Source organism: Methylobacterium organophilum (genome assembly GCF_022533465.1).
GTDB classification, from domain to species: Bacteria; Pseudomonadota; Alphaproteobacteria; order Rhizobiales; family Beijerinckiaceae; genus Methylobacterium; species Methylobacterium organophilum.
The window spans coordinates 86,789-103,004 of record NZ_CP092848.1; the positions used below are offsets into that span (position 1 = coordinate 86,789).

A 16,216-nucleotide genomic window follows, 5' to 3' on the forward strand; every position below is an offset into this window, starting at 1 on the left:
CTTTACCATACGACCGGAACGGGTCTCGGTCTGATCTTCCCGGCACCTCCCATCATGTCCCGACGCGTCGCCCGACAGGATCGCTTCGGCAACCTATAGTTTTTATAATAAACAACTATCGCATCTGTGATCGTAAAGGACCGGGCCTGTGCCGTCATGCGGCGCTGTTTTTTTGGTGAGAGGGCCTCTTCGTCTGGAACCTTCACGGGGCGAATGCTTTCTGGCCTGGATGACATTCCGGTTTGACAATCCCGGTGCCCCGTGTGAGCGCGACCCGCATGTCGAGCCTGCCCCTCCGCACCCTCCCAGCGATGCCCGGGTCGAGCCCGGTCCCGCGCGGCCGGGCCTGAGCCCCGTGATCCGCAACGGCGGAGCCATGGGCGCGCTCGTCCGCGCCCGGGACTGGGCGGCGACGCCGCTGGGGCCGATGGAGCGCTGGCCGCAGAGCCTGATCGGCGCGCTCCGCCTGCTCCTCAACACCCGGCATCCGATGCTGATCTGGTGGGGGCCGGACCACATCCAGTTCTACAACGACGCCTATGCCGCCTCCCTCGGCCCGGAGAAGCACCCCGCCGCCCTCGGCACGCGGGCGCAGGACACCTGGCCCGAGATCTGGGAGCTGATCGGCCCGCAGATCGACCAGGTCCTCGCCGGCGGCGCGGCGACCTGGCACCAGGACCAGTGCATGCCCGTCTTCCGCCACGGCGCGCAGCAGCCGACCTGGTGGACCTATGGTTGCAGCCCGATCGAGGACGAGGCCGCGCCGAACGGCATCGGCGGCGTGCTCGTGATCTGCCGGGAGACCACGGCGGAGGTCATCAAGCAGCAGGAGAGCGACGAGCGCTACCGGACCCTGTTCGACTCGATCGATTCCGGCTTCTGCATCGTCGAGGTGAAGTTCGACGCGGCGGAGTACCCGATCGACTACCGGGTGGTGGAGGCCAATCCGGCCTTCGAGCGGCAGACCGGGCTGATCGGCGCCCGGGGCCGGTGGCTGCGCACCTTCGCGCCCAATCTGGAGGAGCACTGGTACCAGACCTACGGCCGGGTGGCGCTGACGGGCGAGCCGGCGCGGTTCGAGGCGGGGTCCGAGGCCCTGGGCCGGTGGTTCGAGGTCTATGCCTTCCGCACCGGCGATCCGCAGGACCGGCGCGTGGCGATCCTGTTCGACGACGTCACGCCGCGGCGGCGGGCGGAGCAGGCCCTGCGCGCCAGCGAGGAGCTGGGCCGGCGGATCATCGAGAGCTCCGCCGATTGCATCAAGGTGATCTCCCTCGACGGCCACCTCGAATTCATGTCGGAAGGCGGCATGTGCGTGATGGAGGTGGACGATTACGGCGCCATCGCCGGCGCCTGCTGGGCGGATTTCTGGCAGGGCGATGAGCGGGGCAAGGTGCTGGCCGCCCTGGAGACGGGGCGCGCCGGCGGCATCGCCCGCTTCGAGGGCTTCGCCTGCACGATGAAGGGCAGCCCGCGCTGGTGGGACGTGGCGGTGACGCCCATCAACGGTCCCGACGGCCAGCCCGAGAAGCTGCTGGCCGTCTCCCGCGACGTGACGCGCCAGCACGAGGCCGAGACGCGGCTGCGGGAACTCAACGAGACCCTGGAGAGCCGCGTCGCCTCCACCATCGCCGAGCGCGAGCGGGCGGAGGAGGCCCTGCGCCAGTCGCAGAAGATGGAGGCGGTGGGCCAGCTTACCGGCGGCCTCGCCCACGACTTCAACAACCTGCTCGCCGGCATCTCCGGCAGCCTGGAGCTGATCGGCACGCGGATCGCCCAGGGGCGGGTCACCGAGATCGACAAGTACATGCGCGCGGCGCAGGGGGCGACGAAGCGCGCCGCCGCGCTGACGCACCGCCTGCTCGCCTTCTCCCGCCGGCAGACCCTGGCCCCGAAGCCCACCGACACCAACCACCTCGTCGGCGGCATGCTCGACCTGATCCAGCGGACCGTGGGGCCGGGGATCCGCGTCGACAGCGTCGCCGCTCCGGGGCTCTGGACCACGCTGGTCGACACCTCCCAGCTCGAGAACGCCCTGCTCAACCTCTGCATCAATGCCCGGGATGCGATGCCCGAGGGCGGCAGCATCGTCATCGAGACCCGGAACCGCTGGATCGGCGGGGCCGCCGCCCGGCAGGGCGAGCTGGCCGAGGGGCCCTACATGTCGCTCAGCGTGCGCGACACCGGCACCGGCATGACCCCCGAGGTGATGGCCAAGGCCTTCGACCCCTTCTTCACCACCAAGCCCCTCGGCGAGGGCACCGGTCTCGGGCTCTCGATGATCTACGGCTTCGCCAAGCAATCCGGCGGGCAGGTCTGGATCCGCTCCGAAGTGGGCCGGGGCACGACGGTGACCATCGACCTGCCGCGCTTCCACGGCGCGGCCGAGACGGAGACCGGCGGCGCGGAGGGCGCCCCCGTCGCCCCGATCGGCTCCGGGGAGACCGTCCTGATCGTGGACGACGAGCCGACCGTGCGCATGCTGGTGTCGGACGTGCTGCAGGATCTCGGCTACCGGGCGATCGAGGCCGCGGACGGCGTCGCCGGCCTCAAGCTGCTGCAGACGGAGGCGCGGATCGATCTGCTCGTCACCGATGTCGGCATGCCGGGGGGCATGAACGGGCGCCAGCTCGCCGACGCCGCCCGGGTGGGCCGCCCGGACCTGAAGGTGCTGTTCATCACCGGCTACGCCGAGACCACCCTGCTGCGGGACGGCCGCCTCGAACCCGGCATGTCGGTGCTGACCAAGCCCTTCGGCGTGGAGACCCTCGCCGCCCGCATGCGCGAGATCCTGGCCCGCTAGGGCGCGGCTCTCCTCAGGCCGGCTGGAACAGAGCCGGGTGGCGCAGGCGCAGGGCCAGCACCAGGGTCAGGGTCTTCAGGTCGGGCAATTGCCCCGCATCGGACCGGGCCGCCAGCTCGGCCAGCGGCATCTCCAGCACCGTGATGTCCTCGCCCTCCTCCGCCAGGCCGCCGCCGGGACCGTGCCGGTCCTCGCGCGCATAGGCGCCGAGATAGAGGTCCATCCGCTCCGTCGAGATGCCCGGCATGGCCCAGGCGCTCGCCACCGGCTCCAGCCGCGACAGCCGCACCCCCGCCTCCTCGAAGGCCTCGCGCCGGGCGCCCTCCTCCGGGTCCTCCTCGTCGAGCAGGCCGGCCGGCGCCTCGATCAGGTCGCGGGTGCCGTCGGCGTAGAAGGGCGGCACCCGGAACTGGTGGATCAGCAGGGCGACCCGGCGCACGGGATCGTAGGGCAGCACGCAGACGGCGCGGCCGTGATCCTCGATCTCCCGGGTCATGCGCGTGCCGTCCGGCAGGCCGATCTCCGCCAGGAGCAGGCGGCACCAGCCGTCATGGACGAGGCGGGTGCCGCGGATCTCCTGGGTCATGGGGTCTCCTTGCCGTCACGGTTCCGAACGCGTCCGGCGGGACATGCCACGCCGGGGCGGATCCGGACAGTGTGCCCCGCGGACCACACCGGCCCACGAGCGCGCCCCGCGGCGGGCCGAAGCGTCCGGAGCAACATGTGGGCAATATTCCCACAAAATTGGGAAACACCGGCGTCCCATAGCGGCCCGGTCCTCCGGACATCCCGGGCGGCGAGAGGCCTCGCCGAAGCCGGGGGCGAGCGGGGACTCCCGGGCAGAGCCCGGTCCCGAGGGTCTCGTTTCGGAGGTTTCCACCCATGCGCGACATCCAGCGCGTTCTTCTGGGATCCACCGCCCTGTTCGCCGCCACGGGCGTCGCGCGGGCCGCCGATCTCCCGATCAAGGCCGCCGTGCCGATCGAGTATGTCCGGGTCTGCACCGCCTACGGCGCCGGCTTCTTCTACATCCCCGGCACCGAGACCTGCCTGCGCGTCTCGGGCCGCGCCCGCTACGAGATGGGCTACCTATCCCCTGGCAGCCGCAACGCCGCCGGGGCGGGCGACACCACGCAGTATCGCGGCCTCGCCCGCTTCAGCCTCGATGCCCGCACCCAGACCAGCTACGGCACGCTGCGCGCCTTCCTGCGCCTGGAGGCGGCGAGCCGCACCGGCGAGAGCAAGATGGCCTCCGGCACGCAGCTGCGCATCGGCAACGCCTACACCGCCACGGGCCAGGACCAGTACGGCCGGACCCAGACCTACATCGTGCCGGACAAGGCCTTCGTGCAGTTCGCCGGCCTGACCGCCGGCCGGGCCTCGTCCTTCTTCGACTTCTACGCCCACGATTACGAGATCATCGGCTCGTCGCTGGGCTCCGACGTCGCCTCGACCAACCTGCTCGCCTACACGCAGCTCTTCGGCGAGGGCTTCTCGGCTACCGTGTCGATGGAGGATCCGAGCTTCCGCAAGAACCCGGTCTATTCCGCCTCTTACGCGGCGAGCACCACCGCCGGCTCGGCCGCGAGCGCCCTGACGGCGACCACGGCGCCGACGCCGATCATCCTCGGCACCAACGCCGCCGGCAACGCCACGGCGGTCGCCTTCGTCGATGCGGTCGAGCGCACGCGCATGCCGGATTTCGTCGGCGCCCTGCGCTACGACGCCCCCTGGGGCTCGGCCCAGATCTCCGGCGCGGTGCGGGCGATCAGCATCGGCGGCTTCACCGGGCAGACGCTCTACTCGGCGAGCGGCACCTACGCCACGGCGACGACCCTCTCCAGCGCCACGGCCGCGGCGCTCTACGCCGCCCGCGGCATCAGCTCCGGCGCGCAGACCGATTACGGCTGGGCGATCCAGGGCGGCTTGAAGCTGAACCTGCCCTTCATCGCCCCCGGCGATGGCCTCTACCTGCAGGGCGCCTATGGCGAAGGCTCGGCGATGTATACCGGCATCACCTCCTTCACCGGCAGCTATCTCAGCAACGCTACCGTCTTCCCGGGCAACGCCTTCAACCAGTACCTGTCGGACGCGATCGTGAACCCGCTGACCGGCAAGCTCGAACTCTCGACGAGCTTCACGGTGGTCGCGTCCTACCTGCATTACTGGGCGCCGGAATGGCGCTCGGCCTTCTACGGCAGCTACGGCGAGATCGCCTTCAGCCAGGCCGCGCGGCAGGCGGTGAGCCAGACCGCCGCCCTGATCGGCGCCGCCAACACCGTGGCGCCGGCCTCCTACCTGACCAACGCCCTGGGCTACGGCTACAGCGCGGCCCTGCGCGACACGAGCCAGATCGTGACCGGCGCCAGCCTGATCTGGTCGCCGGTCAAGGACCTCGATATCGGCGTGGAGGGCCAGTACATCCGCACGGCCCTCAAGAGCGGCAAGGCCTACAACGCCGACAAGACCGGCACCGTCACGGTGAACGGCGTCAGCGTCCCGCTCTATCCCGTGAGCGCCGAGGACACCTTCCAGGCCCGCTTCCGCGTGCAACGCGACTTCTGACGGCGCGGCCCGACCCCCATTCCGGCTCCCGCCGCACCGGGATCCGGAATCGCTTGGACGAGTCCCACCTCCGCGCCCTTCCAACGGCGGGGAGCCCCCAGCGTCCAGGTGCCTTTTTGGAAACTCCAGAAGCGACTGGCCCGGCGGCGACGCCGGGCCTTTTTCCATGGTTCCGCCTGCCCTCGCCGCACCGCCCTCGCCGCGCCGCCCCGTGCCGCGACCGAAGACCACAGCCGGGATTGCGGGCGGGCCGATCCGCTCGTGCGCAAGGAAACCGACGCCGGCTCCGCTTCCCGCGCAAGTTCGGCCCGAAACCCCAGGCCCGCCGCGGCGCCGCCGCCGCGACGGACCGCTTCCCGGAGACCCAGAGCGCCGCCCGCAAGGCCGGCCGCCCCCGCCCGCACGAGGATCCATGCTGTTTCCGACCACCTTCTCCCTCTATACCGGGCTGGCGCTGTTCGGCCTCTCGCTCGCCAACGCGGCCGCCCTCGGCGCCGTGCGCGACAGGCTGGAGAGAGAGGGATCCCGGCGCTGGGACCCGCGCCCGAGCCGCCGGCCGCGCTGACCCCGCCCGGAGTTTTCGCCCGCAGCCCGAGAGCGTATCCTCGGACGGTCGACGCCGCGCCGTGTCGCGGGGACCCGAGAGGAGCGCTCGACATGATTGGCGAAGCCGACCTGCGCGGTCACCGCATCCTGGTGGTCGAGGACGATTACTTCCTCGCCACCGACACGGCCCGCGCCCTCCAGCGTGCCGGCGCCGACATCCTGGGTCCCTGTCCGAGCGAGGAGGCGGCGCGCGCCGAGATGGAGCAGGCGACGCCCACCGCCGCCGTGGTCGACATCAATCTCGGCGACGGCCCGTCCTTCGGCCTCGCGCGAATCCTGAGGGCGCGCGGCACGCCCTTCGTGTTCATCACCGGCTACGACGACGAGGCGATCCCGGCCGAATTCGAGGGCGTGGCACGCCTGCAGAAGCCGGCCGACTACCAGCAGATCGTCGGCTCCCTCGCCCGGATCCTCGGCGCGACGCCGCGGGTCGGATAGGGGCCGGCAGGGCGGAGCGCTTCGCCGGGCGCCCTATCCCCGCGGCAGCAGCACCACCGTGAGGGAGCGTACCCCCTGCGCACCGTGGATCAGCACGCCCTCGATATCCGCGGTGGCCGAGGGGCCGGTATGGAGCACCGCATAGGCGGCCCGGCCGAAATCCGGGCGGCGATAGGCGGCCTGCACGTTCACGACGATGTCGGCCGGGTCGAGCAGCACGATCAGGTGCTGGGCGAGATAGGCCACGGCATTCACGATCAGCTCGGACTGGGTGAACAGGACCGAGCCGGTCTCGGCGATGCCGAAGACCGCCCGCACCACCGCCACGTCGACATCGGCGAGGTCGCGCGGGTTCGCCACGGTGGAGAGGTCGCGGTTTCCGGTCACCTCCGGCACGGCGGAGGCCAGCACCCTGGCGCCCGCGATGCGTTCGCGCACCGGCAGGAGCGGGTCGGCGCCCGGGGCGGGGCGCTCGATGCGCCCGCCCATGCGCTTCAGGGTCTCGCCGAAGGCCTCGACGCGGTCGTCCCCGACGAGGGGAGCGAAATCCGGCACCTCCGGCAGGGGGAAGTCGCCGGCGGGGCGGTTCGCCCGGATCGCGGCCAGGATCGCCTCGCGCGCGCTCATTTCGCGCCGTCCTTGCTCATGCGGTTCTGCTTGTACCAGGCGTGGAAGCTCTGGCGCGGGGCGTCGGGCATCTCGCGGCCCTTCCCCCAGGTGTTGGCCGGATTGTAGACGGCGAAGCGCGGCAGCACCTTCAGGGCGGAATCCGCCGCGCCGATCGCCGCGCGATAGGCCGCGGGCCGGCTCAGCACCGCGCCGGCGGCCTTCATCATGCCCTGCTTCAGGAGCGGGATCTGGTGCTCCTCGGCCAGCACCTTGCGCCAGGCGAAGATCTGCTCGTGAATGTTGATCTTCACCGGGCAGACATTGGTGCAGGAGCCGTTCATCGTCGAGGAGAAGGGCAGCGTCGAGTATTTCCGCTTGTTGTAGGTCGGGTCGATGATGAGCCCGATCGGGCCGGAATAGGTCGCCCCGTAGGAGAGGCCGCCGGAGCGCCGGTAGACTGGGCAGGTGTTCATGCAGGCCCCGCAGCGGATGCATTTCAGCGAGGTCCAGAACGCCTCCATGCCGAGCCGGGCGGAGCGGCCGTTATCGACCAGCACCATGTGCATCTCCGAGCCCTTGCGGGGCGCGGTGAAATGCGAGGTGTACTGGGTGATCGGCGAGCCCAGGGCCGAGCGGGCGAGCACCCGCAGGAACACGCCGAGGTCCGACATGCGCGGGATCAGCTTCTCGATGCCGATCGAGTGGATCTGGAGCGGGGGCACGTTGCCGGAGAGATCGGCATTGCCCTCGTTGGTGCAGGTGACGACGGTGCCGGTCTCGGCGATGGCGAAGTTGCAGCCGGTCATGCCCGCATCCGCCGAGAGGATCAGCGGCCGGGTGGTCTCGCGCTGGCTCTCGGCGAGGTAATGGGCGTCGTCGTTCTCGGGATCGGTGCCCAGCGTCCGGGCGAAGACCTCGGCCACGTCGAGCCGGGTCTTGTGCACCGCGGGCATCACCACGTGGCTCGGCTCCTCCTCGTCGAGCTGCTGGATGCGCTCGCCGAGATCGGTCTCGATGATCTCGATGTCGTGGGCGGCCATGAAGTGGCGGAAGCCGCATTCCTCGGTGAGCATCGACTTCGACTTGATCAGCCGCTTCGCGCCGTGGCTCTTCAGGATGTCGAGGACGATGCGGTTATGCGCGGCCCCGTCCTCGGCCCAGTGCACGTGCACGCCGTTCGCCCTGGCCGCCGCCTCGAACTGCTCGAGGTAGCGGTCGAGATGGCTGAGCGTGTGCGTCTTGATGCGGGAGGCGAGGTCGCGCAGCACCTCCCATTCGGGGATGGCCTGGGTCGCGGCGTCGCGCTTGCGCCGGACGTCCCAGAGCCTCGCATCGTGGGCCGCCTGGTGCAGCGGCGCGGCGATGAAGCGCTCGGCGGCCTCCGCCTGGTCGATCGGCTTGTCGCCGCGGATCCTGGCGCCGCGGGGCTGCGGCTCGCGGGGGGCCGGCGCGCGGATCGGCCGCGAGGCGGCCTCCGCATGCTGCAGGCGCTCCCCGTCCTGGCTCCGCTCGCTCTCGTCGTCGGGCGGCCGCACCTCCGGGTGGAGCCGGTCCTCGCGCGGGTTCAGGTCCTGGTTCAGATCCGAGGCGCTCATGCGGCGGCTCCGTTCAGCACCTGGGCGATGTGGATGTACTTGAGGGGGAGGCCGAGGCGCTCGGCACAGCCCTTCTGGTGCATCATGCAGGAGGAATCCGCCGAGACGACGTAATCCGCGCCGGCTTTCGCCTGATCGGTGACCTTGTCATAGCCCATCTTGGCCGAGACCGCGGGCTCGAACACCGAGAAGGTGCCGCCGAAGCCGCAGCACTCGTCGGGCCGCGCCAGCTCCACCAGCTCCAGGCCCTTCACCTTCTTGAGGAGGTTCAGGGGCTTGGAGAAGTACGGCGCGTTCAGCTCCGAGGGCTTGGCGTGGTGGATGCCGCGCAGGGCGTTGCAGTTCGAGTGATAGGCGACCTTGTGCGGGAATTCCGCCCAGGGCAGCGCGTCGATCTTCAGGACGTCGTGCAAGAACTCCACGAGCTCGTAGGTGCTCGCGCGGACCTTTCGGACCTCGTCCGTCTGCGGGATCGCGGTGAGATGGGCGCGGACCTGGTGCACGCAGGAGCCGGAGGGGGCCACCACGTAGTCGAAGCCCGAAAAGTTCTTCACGAACAGGGCTTCCGTCGCCGCCGCCTCGGCGTGGCAGCCGGTATTGGTCATAGGCTGGCCGCAGCAGGTCTGGTCGTAGGGATATTCGACCGTGAGGCCCAGGCGCTCCAGCAGTTCCAGGGTGGCGATGCCCACCTCCGGCTCGAAGGCGTCGACATAGCAGGGGACGAACAGCCCGATCCGCATCGGTTCGTGTCTTTCGCGGGCGCGGCCGCGGCCGCGCGATCTGGAATTCCTACAGCCTGAACGCGCTCTAACGAATGCCGGCCCGCTTGGCGAGACGCCGGCCGCACCCGCGTCCGGAAGGCGCGGGCCGGAGGCGGAACGGGAGCGGAACACTCCGGCCGGGGCTGTGTTGGTCCAGCATCCCCGCAACCAGCCAAGGAGGCGGCCCATGGCCAATCCCGGCATCCCGAACCCCGATCCGGGGCCCGGCGGAAACATTCCGGGCGACCTGCCACCCCCGCCGCAGCCGGACGAGCTGCCGGATATCGGCCCGACCGGCCCGCGCTCGCCCTACCCGGTCGACGATCCCGATATCGACGAGCCCAAGGGCCCGGGCTCGGAGCCCGACTACCTCCCCGGCGGCCCGACCGACCCGGGCATCCGGCTCTAGGATCGATTTTTCCAGGACGGATTTCGGCACGCCCGCAGAGGATGCGGGCGTGTCTTTCTTGTGGGGGCTCAGTCCGCGTTCTCTTTCGCGCGCACGTAGCTCTTGAGCACCGCGTTGATCCGGGACTGGTAGCCTTTGCCGGCGCTGCGGAAATGGCGCAGCACGTCGGCATCGAGCCGCAGCGTGATCTGCTCCTTGTTCTCCGCCGCGACGGGCTCCGCCGTGTCCCAGAAGCCGGCGGGAATCAGGCCCGCATCGGGATCGTCCGCGGCGCGGCGCTCGGCCTCCTCCTCGCCCAGGGTCTTGAAGGCCCGGCTCAGCGGCTCGGCCGGGGGCATCTCGTCCAGGCTGTCAAACCGGACGAGCTTGGCACGCTTGCGCGTAGGCTTGTCGGTCATGTCGGCTCGCCTTCCATGCGGAGATGATGCGGATGTCCCCGTCGCGGAGCGTGTAGACCACCCGCAGCACCTCGTTGTCGTAGACGCCCAGGGCGATGAACCGGTCCTCGCCGTCATCGCGCCGCGTATCCGGCCGGGTCAGTCGGAACCCGCGGAAGATCTCGGCGGCCTGCCGGAAGCCGACGAGGTGCTTGGCCTGATTGGCTGCATCCTTCTCCGGATCCCACTGGAAGCCCATGGTTCGAATGTAACGACAAAACGTGGTTCTTTGAAGGCGGTTTCAGGGGGACGGGCCACCCTCTCCCGGCCCCTGCGGCGGCCTGAGACCGGATCAATGCCCCCCGTGGGACGTGCGCACGTCCCGGGGCGAGGCGAGGATCTCGGCGAGGGAGGCGGCGACGTGGCGGGCCTCCTCGTCGGTGAGGCGGAGCTGGAAGGGAGGCAGCGCGCCGGCCTGGAGGGCGACCACCGCCTGGCCCTGCTCGTCGGTGCCGACCTCGATCGCCGAGGAGGTCACGTCGAGCATGGCGATGTCCTCGTCGCCCATCTCCTCCGCCAGGTCCGGCTCCTCCCCGTCGTCGATCGCCGTGAGCAGCTGGCCGACCGCGCGCACCAGGGCACGGGCCGCACGCGCATCCATCACGACGGCCGTCGATTGGTCGTCCTTCTGGAAGGAGAGCTGGATGTTGGCGCCTTCGAGAGAAACCGAGATACCGGCCATGGATTGCCTAACCGCCTGGAGCTTCACTTTTAATACGCATCCGGAGGACGGAAGGCCACAGGGCGCCCCAGCACAAACACAACCGGCTGCCTTGTTGCGGCCCCATCCTCGGCCTACATAGGGATTCGCGGGCATCGAGACGACGGGAGCGTGGATAGATCGCACGTCCCGAAAAGGTCCCGCTTCGATCCGTCACATCAGCGGAAAGAGAACAGGCGGCCGGCATCCGCAACGATGCCTGTTGCCTCGAGAACTCGCACTAAGGACGATTGCGTGAATACCGGAACCGTAAAGTGGTTTAACGAAACCAAGGGCTACGGCTTCATCCAGCCCGACGATGGCGGCAAGGACGTGTTCGTCCATATCTCGGCCGTCGAGCGCGCTGGGCTTCGCAACCTCGTCGAAGGTCAGAAGATCACCTACGACATCCTCACGGACAAGCGCAGCGGCAAGGACGCCGCCGGCAACCTGCAGACGGCCTGACCGTCGCTTTTCAGCATCGGCTCTCCCAAGGAGCGGCCGATGCCAGCAGGCGCCCCGGGAGGGCGTCGGCGGCCGCGATTCCCGGTCTCCGGGGATCGCGGCGCCCGATGTGACAACAACCAGAAACGACTCCGGGCCCCGCTGCGTGCGGGATCACGGACCAGAACAGAGAAACAAGAAACGATGCAGTTCGAGTACACGCGCCGTTCCGGCGCGCTTTCCCCCGTGACCGGCGCCGCCACCTTCCGGGTCAAGCGCCTGACGGGCATTTCGGAGCGCAAGGGCTCCGACCTCAGCCACCTGATCGACCCGTCCTACGAGTACCAGTCGCCGCGCGAGCTGCGCTGGCACCTCGCCGACCGCTTCGGCCTCGCGCCGGCCAAGGTCTCCGTGCGCGAGCACGCCTGAGGACGGAACGCGGCCGGCTCAGCCGGCCGCCAGCGCCTTCAGAGTGGCGGCCTTCAAGGCATTGGGCACGGCGATCAGCTCGCCGTGCTTGGGCTCCGGCCGGTTGTAGACCGCCGGCGCCCCGTCGAGGGTGCAGACCGTGCCGCCCGCCTCCCGCAGGATCAGGTCGGCGGCAGCGAGATCCCAATCCCGCGAATCCCGCGAGACCAATCCGATATCGATCGCCCCCTCGGCCACCCGCGCCACGCGCAGGGCCAGGGAGGGCACCCGCGGGATGCGGGTGAAATCGTCCTGCCCGGCACCGCGCACGAAGCGGTCGGCCATCGGCTTCGGCCCGGTGATGCCGGCGCCGGGCAAAGCCGTGCGCGGCGAGACCGCGATCCCGGCGCCGTTGCGCGTGGCCCCGCGGCCCGACGCCGCCTCGTAGAAGATGCCGAGCGCCGGGGCATGCACGAAGCCGAGCAGCGGCTGCCCCCGTTCCAGCAGCGCCACCGCGATCGACCAGTCCGGGTGCCCCGAGAGGAAGGCGCGCGTGCCGTCGATCGGATCCACGATCCAGACCCGGTCACTGTTCAGCCGCACCGGATCGTCGCTCGTCTCCTCCGAGAGCCAAGCGGCGGAGGGGTCGATCTCGCTCAGCCGGATCTTCAGGAAGGTGTCGACGGCGACGTCGGCCTCCGTCACCGGCGAGCCGCCGGCCTTCGACCAGACCCGGGCGCTGGTCTGATCCCCCGCATTGAAGAAGGGCATCGCCAGGGCGGCCGCCTCGCGGATCGCCTCCCGTAGGGGGCCGAGCAGCGCGTCGGGGCCCTGCCGGCCGGCAGGTGAAACGGGATCGGGCATGCGCTCTTGAGAAAGCTGGGCGCCCGTGCGGGGACGCGCGGGAAGAGGTCCCGTTGTAGAGCGCGAAAGGGCACGACCACAAGGCGGCGCGTCCGGCGCCGCTGCGGCATATCCCGCACTTTCACGGATCGCGGCAAGGATCCGTTGAGCATCTCCGGCATCCAGATTCGCTTAACGCTGCCAATTAAGGCGCTACGAGGAGTCTAGACGCAATTCTGCTTGGCATAACGGACGGCCCGACAGAGGCCGCCACTTGCAACAGGGCGTCAATCAGATGATTACTTTCGCGAATATGAACACGGATTTCCCCGCTTCGTCGCAGGAGGCTCCGGTGCAGGACGGCGTTCAGATCCGCGGGTTCTCCTTCGTGGCGACCGCGCTGCCGATGATCGGCCGAATCACGGGGGCCGCCCAGGCCGTCGGCGTGGCTCTGGCCTTCGCCGAGGACGAGAGCGACGCCTGCGGCGAGGACCGCTTCGCGCTGCTCCTCGTTGACGCGCAGGACGGCGTGCTCGCCCGCCTCGGGCCCTTCACGGAGGAGGACGTGGTGGCGATCTGGCGCGATTGCGCCGCCCGCACCGGTCTGCCCCGGATGATCCTGCGCGAGGACGGTCAGTTCGCCGAGGTTTCCCGGCAGATCGGCCGGCTCAGCCTCGGCCGCTCGCGCCAGCGCCGCCGGGTCGGCCTGCTCAACGGCCGCCGCCCCCGCTTCCTGGTGCGCCGCAAGACTGCCCGCCTCCCGGCGCGCCCGCAGATCCACCGCGGCGAGAACGAGATCATCGCCCGCAGCTGAACGAGGCGCTTACGCGAGGACCGCGCGGACCAGCCCGTCGAGGACGAGGCCCGCGAACAGGATGAGCCCCGCATCGCGGTTGGAGCGGAACAGGGCGAGCGCCCCGTGCCCGTCACGTGGATGCAGCCGCAGGACCTGGCGGCCGAGATGGGCCGCGAACAGACCGAGCCCGACCAGCGCCACCGGACCGGCCTTGGCCGTGACCAGGGCCCCGAGCATCAGCGCGGCGGCAAGCCCGTAGCAGAGCCCGACCGCGAGGCGGATGCGCGCGCCGAAGAAGCGGGCCGAGGAGCGGATGCCGGCGATCTCGTCGTCCTCGATGTCCTGCACCGCGTAGATCGTGTCGTAGCCCACCACCCAGGCGATGGTGCCGGCATAGAGCCAGTAGGCCGGGGCTTCGAGGCGCCCGAACAGGGCGACCCAGCCCATCAGCGCCCCCCAGGAGAAGGCGAGCCCCAGCACCAGCTGCGGCAGCGGCATCACCCGCTTCATGAAGGGGTAGATCGCCACCGGCAGCAGCGAGGCCATGCCGACGAGGATCGCCGTGCCGTTGAACTGGAGGAGGACCGCGAGGCCGATCAGCGCCTGGAGCATCAGGAAGGCAGCCGCCGCCTTGGTGCTCACCTGCCCCGAGGGCAGCGGGCGCGAGCGGGTGCGCTCGACCTTGGCGTCGAGATCCCGGTCGGCGATGTCGTTGTAGGTCGAGCCCGCCCCGCGCATGGCCACGGCGCCGACGAAGAACAGGGCGAGATGGCCGGGATGGGGGAAGGCGCCGCCCGCCGCATCCGCCGCGAGCGCCGCCGACCACCAGCAGGGCAGCAGCAGCAGCCACCAGCCGATCGGCCGCTCGATCCGCGCAAGGCGCAGATAGGGCCGCAACCGCGCGGGCGCGATCCGGTCCGCCCAGTGGCCGGCCACCGCATCGGCGACGTTGCCGTTCATGGAATCACTCGGGGTACCGCGAGGTCTCATACCGTTTCCGGACGATGGAAGCGGTCGCCGTGCCGCCCCTCGCCCCCGGCGAGGGGGACCGCGCGCAAGGCGGTGGCGTGGGAACGCGAGCCTTTATGCCGGCCACTCCAGTGCCGCCCCTCCGTCCGCTGCGCGGCCCCCTCCCCCGATGGGGGAGGAAGAGGGCCCCGGACCGAGCGGAAATCTTCAGAGGGCGCCCTGCGGCATCTTGAAGGAGCCGGTCAGGCCGGGGCCGCCGAGGAGGCCGCCGCCGCCGCCGTTCTGGGCCTGGGCGCGGGCCTGGGCTTCCATCTTGGTCGCCTGGGCGGCCATGCCGCAGACCTTGGTGCGGATCTGCGCGACCTTGCTGTGGTCGGCCTTGAAGCCTTCGGCGAAGGAATCGGGGATCGAGCACCATTCCTTGTTGGCGGTGATCCACTTCACGCCCTCGGCGCCGTTGGCCTGGAGCTTGCCGAACAGGGCGCAGGCTTCCTGCGGGGTCATCTTCTTCTTCGAGTTCGAAGCCGCGTTCGCCTTGGCGACGAGGTTCTTCCGCTCGATCAGCGTCTTCTGGATGCTGCCGCAATCCGAGCCGCCCTGCGGCACGGCCTGGGCCTGCGGCACCGGCGCGGTGGCCGCCGGCGCGGGAATGGCGGGGGCCGGCACCGCGGGCGCCGGGGGGGTCTCGGCCGTAATCGACATGGTCGGCGAGGGCGCGGTGGAGAAGGCGCCCTGGGCGAAGGCGGCCCCGCTGGTGAGAAGGGCGGCGCTCAGCACGGCCGCGGCAATCTGGCTCTGTCTGGTCGGCATCCTGTAGTCCCTCTCCCGGCCCGCTCTGCCGACGGGTGCGCGACCGCATCCGGGCTGGCCGTGGCGCTCACCGTGGCGTGTTCGTTCGATCAGAGGGAGTCCGCACAGGATTGTGGCGTCAATCGAACGGTTCCGCTCCGATCGGCAAGGATTGCGGATAGTTTCCCGAATGCTTGCCCTTGTTGCAGGCAGGCACCACCTTTCCCGCGTTGACAGCGGACAAGACGCGGGCGACGAGCCGGCATGGCCGCCTACGACTTCACCGCCCCCCGCCTCTTCGTCGAATCGGACCTGGCGCAGGGCGCCGTGCTGCCCCTCGACCGGGCCCAGGCCCATTACCTGCTCACGGTGCTGCGCCGCTCGGAGGAGGATCCGGTCCTCCTGTTCAACGGCCGCGACGGCGAGTGGCGGGGGCGGCTGCGGCCGAACGGGCGCAAGAGCGCCGATCTCGAACTCGTCGAGCGCACGCGCGCCCAGCCGGAGCCCGCCGACCTCCACTACCTGTTCGCGCCGCTCAAGACCGGGCGGCTCGACTACGTGGCCCAGAAGGCGGTGGAGATGGGCGCGGGCACGATCCGCCCGGTCTTCACCCGCTTCACGCAAGGGGAACGGATCAAGCTCGACCGCCTGCGCGCCAATGCCATCGAGGCGGCGGAGCAATGCGGCATCCTGGCGGTGCCGGAGATCGCCGAGCCGGCCCGCCTGTCCGAGGCTCTGGCCGCCCTCGATGCGGGCCGGCTCCTCGTCTTCTGCGACGAGGCCGCCCCCGTCACCGATCCGGTGGCGGCCCTGCGCGGGGCGGCCGACCCCGCCGCGCCGCCGCCGCTCGCCGTGCTGGTCGGCCCGGAGGGGGGCTTCGCCGAGGAGGAGCGCGCGCTGATCGCAGCGCGCCCGAACACCGTCGCCCTGTCGCTCGGCCCGCGCATCCTGCGGGCCGACACCGCCGCGGTGGCGGTGCTAGCCCTGGTCCAGGCGGTGCTCGGCGACGCGCGCTAGCGCATCGTCGCCACGGTGGTTGCGAAG

At 70.4% G+C, this 16,216-nt stretch carries 19 protein-coding genes; 9 read left to right on the top strand and 10 right to left on the bottom strand.

What is annotated here, in order from left to right; translation table 11 throughout:
• Positions 1-376 precede the first annotated feature (376 nt).
• Complete coding sequence (locus MMB17_RS00405; RefSeq protein ID WP_241100673.1) at positions 377-2,803, top strand: hybrid sensor histidine kinase/response regulator; 2,427 nt, start codon at positions 377-379, stop codon at positions 2,801-2,803.
• Between the two features lie 13 nt (positions 2,804-2,816).
• Here the strand turns inward: MMB17_RS00405 and MMB17_RS00410 are convergent, their stop codons facing one another.
• Positions 2,817-3,389: an NUDIX domain-containing protein gene (locus MMB17_RS00410; protein ID WP_238309850.1), complete on the bottom strand. Its 573-nt coding sequence runs from the start codon at positions 3,387-3,389 to the stop codon at positions 2,817-2,819.
• A 296-nt stretch (positions 3,390-3,685) separates the two neighbouring features.
• Here MMB17_RS00410 and MMB17_RS00415 point away from each other — a divergent pair, with 296 nt between their 5' ends.
• The 3 genes from MMB17_RS00415 to MMB17_RS00425 all read left to right on the top strand — a co-directional run bounded on the left by MMB17_RS00415 (position 3,686) and on the right by MMB17_RS00425 (position 6,412).
• Positions 3,686-5,368 (top strand): porin, encoded by a 1,683-nt coding sequence (locus MMB17_RS00415; RefSeq protein ID WP_241100674.1) that lies wholly within the window; start codon positions 3,686-3,688, stop codon positions 5,366-5,368.
• Positions 5,369-5,780: 412 nt separating this feature from the next.
• Positions 5,781-5,933: a hypothetical protein gene (locus MMB17_RS00420; protein WP_238309848.1), complete on the top strand. Its 153-nt coding sequence runs from the start codon at positions 5,781-5,783 to the stop codon at positions 5,931-5,933.
• 92 nt (positions 5,934-6,025) lie between these two features.
• On the top strand, positions 6,026-6,412 hold the full coding sequence (locus MMB17_RS00425) for a response regulator (protein WP_241100675.1): 387 nt from the start codon (positions 6,026-6,028) through the stop codon (positions 6,410-6,412).
• Between the two features lie 33 nt (positions 6,413-6,445).
• Here MMB17_RS00425 and MMB17_RS00430 read toward each other — a convergent pair whose 3' ends face one another.
• From MMB17_RS00430 to MMB17_RS00440, 3 genes are read right to left on the bottom strand one after another with little or no spacing between them, the layout of a single operon-like run.
• Complete coding sequence (locus MMB17_RS00430) at positions 6,446-7,039, bottom strand: LutC/YkgG family protein (protein WP_241100676.1); 594 nt, start codon at positions 7,037-7,039, stop codon at positions 6,446-6,448.
• Complete coding sequence (locus MMB17_RS00435; protein WP_241100677.1) at positions 7,036-8,616, bottom strand: lactate utilization protein B; 1,581 nt, start codon at positions 8,614-8,616, stop codon at positions 7,036-7,038. Before MMB17_RS00435 ends, MMB17_RS00430 begins: the two co-directional genes overlap by 4 nt.
• Complete coding sequence (locus tag MMB17_RS00440) at positions 8,613-9,356, bottom strand: (Fe-S)-binding protein (RefSeq protein WP_241100678.1); 744 nt, start codon at positions 9,354-9,356, stop codon at positions 8,613-8,615. The genes MMB17_RS00435 and MMB17_RS00440 overlap by 4 nt, the downstream gene beginning before the upstream one ends.
• A 208-nt stretch (positions 9,357-9,564) precedes the next feature.
• Between MMB17_RS00440 and MMB17_RS00445 the strand changes: the two genes are divergently transcribed.
• Complete coding sequence (locus MMB17_RS00445) at positions 9,565-9,786, top strand: hypothetical protein (protein WP_238309843.1); 222 nt, start codon at positions 9,565-9,567, stop codon at positions 9,784-9,786.
• A 68-nt stretch (positions 9,787-9,854) separates the two neighbouring features.
• Here the strand turns inward: MMB17_RS00445 and MMB17_RS00450 are convergent, their stop codons facing one another.
• The 3 genes from MMB17_RS00450 to MMB17_RS00460 form a co-directional block, all read right to left on the bottom strand.
• Entirely contained in the window at positions 9,855-10,184 is a 330-nt protein-coding gene (locus MMB17_RS00450) for a BrnA antitoxin family protein (RefSeq protein ID WP_238309842.1), read from the bottom strand.
• On the bottom strand, positions 10,138-10,422 hold the full coding sequence (locus MMB17_RS00455) for a BrnT family toxin (protein ID WP_241100679.1): 285 nt from the start codon (positions 10,420-10,422) through the stop codon (positions 10,138-10,140). Before MMB17_RS00455 ends, MMB17_RS00450 begins: the two co-directional genes overlap by 47 nt.
• A 93-nt stretch (positions 10,423-10,515) precedes the next feature.
• Positions 10,516-10,905 (bottom strand): preprotein translocase subunit SecD family protein, encoded by a 390-nt coding sequence (locus tag MMB17_RS00460; protein ID WP_241100680.1) that lies wholly within the window; start codon positions 10,903-10,905, stop codon positions 10,516-10,518.
• A 273-nt stretch (positions 10,906-11,178) separates the two neighbouring features.
• Here MMB17_RS00460 and MMB17_RS00465 point away from each other — a divergent pair, with 273 nt between their 5' ends.
• Together MMB17_RS00465 and MMB17_RS00470 are read left to right on the top strand one after the other, a co-directional pair.
• Positions 11,179-11,388: a cold-shock protein gene (locus MMB17_RS00465; RefSeq protein ID WP_238309839.1), complete on the top strand. Its 210-nt coding sequence runs from the start codon at positions 11,179-11,181 to the stop codon at positions 11,386-11,388.
• Positions 11,389-11,571: 183 nt separating this feature from the next.
• Positions 11,572-11,796 (top strand): AsnC family transcriptional regulator, encoded by a 225-nt coding sequence (locus MMB17_RS00470; protein WP_238309838.1) that lies wholly within the window; start codon positions 11,572-11,574, stop codon positions 11,794-11,796.
• Between the two features lie 18 nt (positions 11,797-11,814).
• On the opposite strand, the gene MMB17_RS00475 is transcribed toward MMB17_RS00470, so the two are convergent.
• A complete protein-coding gene (locus MMB17_RS00475) occupies positions 11,815-12,639 on the bottom strand; it encodes a 3'(2'),5'-bisphosphate nucleotidase CysQ (protein ID WP_241100681.1) in 825 nt (274 codons plus the stop codon).
• A 274-nt stretch (positions 12,640-12,913) separates the two neighbouring features.
• Here MMB17_RS00475 and MMB17_RS00480 point away from each other — a divergent pair, with 274 nt between their 5' ends.
• Positions 12,914-13,432 carry a DUF6101 family protein gene (locus MMB17_RS00480; RefSeq protein ID WP_420847310.1) on the top strand — a complete coding sequence of 173 codons (519 nt, stop codon included), beginning with the start codon at positions 12,914-12,916 and terminating at the stop codon, positions 13,430-13,432.
• Between the two features lie 9 nt (positions 13,433-13,441).
• On the opposite strand, the gene ubiA is transcribed toward MMB17_RS00480, so the two are convergent.
• Both ubiA and MMB17_RS00490 read right to left on the bottom strand, forming a co-directional pair.
• The gene (gene ubiA, locus MMB17_RS00485) at positions 13,442-14,374 is read right to left on the bottom strand and encodes a 4-hydroxybenzoate octaprenyltransferase (protein ID WP_241100682.1); all 933 of its coding nucleotides are present in this window, start codon (positions 14,372-14,374) and stop codon (positions 13,442-13,444) included.
• A 216-nt stretch (positions 14,375-14,590) separates the two neighbouring features.
• Positions 14,591-15,193 (bottom strand): hypothetical protein, encoded by a 603-nt coding sequence (locus MMB17_RS00490; protein WP_241100683.1) that lies wholly within the window; start codon positions 15,191-15,193, stop codon positions 14,591-14,593.
• Between the two features lie 243 nt (positions 15,194-15,436).
• Here MMB17_RS00490 and MMB17_RS00495 point away from each other — a divergent pair, with 243 nt between their 5' ends.
• Complete coding sequence (locus tag MMB17_RS00495; protein ID WP_241100684.1) at positions 15,437-16,189, top strand: 16S rRNA (uracil(1498)-N(3))-methyltransferase; 753 nt, start codon at positions 15,437-15,439, stop codon at positions 16,187-16,189.
• The last annotated feature ends 27 nt before the right edge of the window (positions 16,190-16,216 follow it).

Coding starts and splice junctions, on each gene's coding strand:
- MMB17_RS00420 (WP_238309848.1), top strand. CDS start 5,781: ATGCTGTTTCCGACCACCTTCTCCCTCTATACCGGGCTGGCGCTGTTC.
- MMB17_RS00450 (WP_238309842.1), bottom strand. CDS start 10,184: ATGACCGACAAGCCTACGCGCAAGCGTGCCAAGCTCGTCCGGTTTGAC.
- MMB17_RS00475 (WP_241100681.1), bottom strand. CDS start 12,639: ATGCCCGATCCCGTTTCACCTGCCGGCCGGCAGGGCCCCGACGCGCTG.
- MMB17_RS00430 (WP_241100676.1), bottom strand. CDS start 7,039: ATGAGCGCGCGCGAGGCGATCCTGGCCGCGATCCGGGCGAACCGCCCC.
- MMB17_RS00460 (WP_241100680.1), bottom strand. CDS start 10,905: ATGGCCGGTATCTCGGTTTCTCTCGAAGGCGCCAACATCCAGCTCTCC.
- MMB17_RS00405 (WP_241100673.1), top strand. CDS start 377: ATGGGCGCGCTCGTCCGCGCCCGGGACTGGGCGGCGACGCCGCTGGGG.
- MMB17_RS00435 (WP_241100677.1), bottom strand. CDS start 8,616: ATGAGCGCCTCGGATCTGAACCAGGACCTGAACCCGCGCGAGGACCGG.
- ubiA (WP_241100682.1), bottom strand. CDS start 14,374: ATGAACGGCAACGTCGCCGATGCGGTGGCCGGCCACTGGGCGGACCGG.
- MMB17_RS00480 (WP_420847310.1), top strand. CDS start 12,914: ATGATTACTTTCGCGAATATGAACACGGATTTCCCCGCTTCGTCGCAG.
- MMB17_RS00410 (WP_238309850.1), bottom strand. CDS start 3,389: ATGACCCAGGAGATCCGCGGCACCCGCCTCGTCCATGACGGCTGGTGC.
- MMB17_RS00490 (WP_241100683.1), bottom strand. CDS start 15,193: ATGCCGACCAGACAGAGCCAGATTGCCGCGGCCGTGCTGAGCGCCGCC.
- MMB17_RS00440 (WP_241100678.1), bottom strand. CDS start 9,356: ATGCGGATCGGGCTGTTCGTCCCCTGCTATGTCGACGCCTTCGAGCCG.
- MMB17_RS00425 (WP_241100675.1), top strand. CDS start 6,026: ATGATTGGCGAAGCCGACCTGCGCGGTCACCGCATCCTGGTGGTCGAG.
- MMB17_RS00415 (WP_241100674.1), top strand. CDS start 3,686: ATGCGCGACATCCAGCGCGTTCTTCTGGGATCCACCGCCCTGTTCGCC.
- MMB17_RS00495 (WP_241100684.1), top strand. CDS start 15,437: ATGGCCGCCTACGACTTCACCGCCCCCCGCCTCTTCGTCGAATCGGAC.
- MMB17_RS00470 (WP_238309838.1), top strand. CDS start 11,572: ATGCAGTTCGAGTACACGCGCCGTTCCGGCGCGCTTTCCCCCGTGACC.
- MMB17_RS00455 (WP_241100679.1), bottom strand. CDS start 10,422: ATGGGCTTCCAGTGGGATCCGGAGAAGGATGCAGCCAATCAGGCCAAG.
- MMB17_RS00445 (WP_238309843.1), top strand. CDS start 9,565: ATGGCCAATCCCGGCATCCCGAACCCCGATCCGGGGCCCGGCGGAAAC.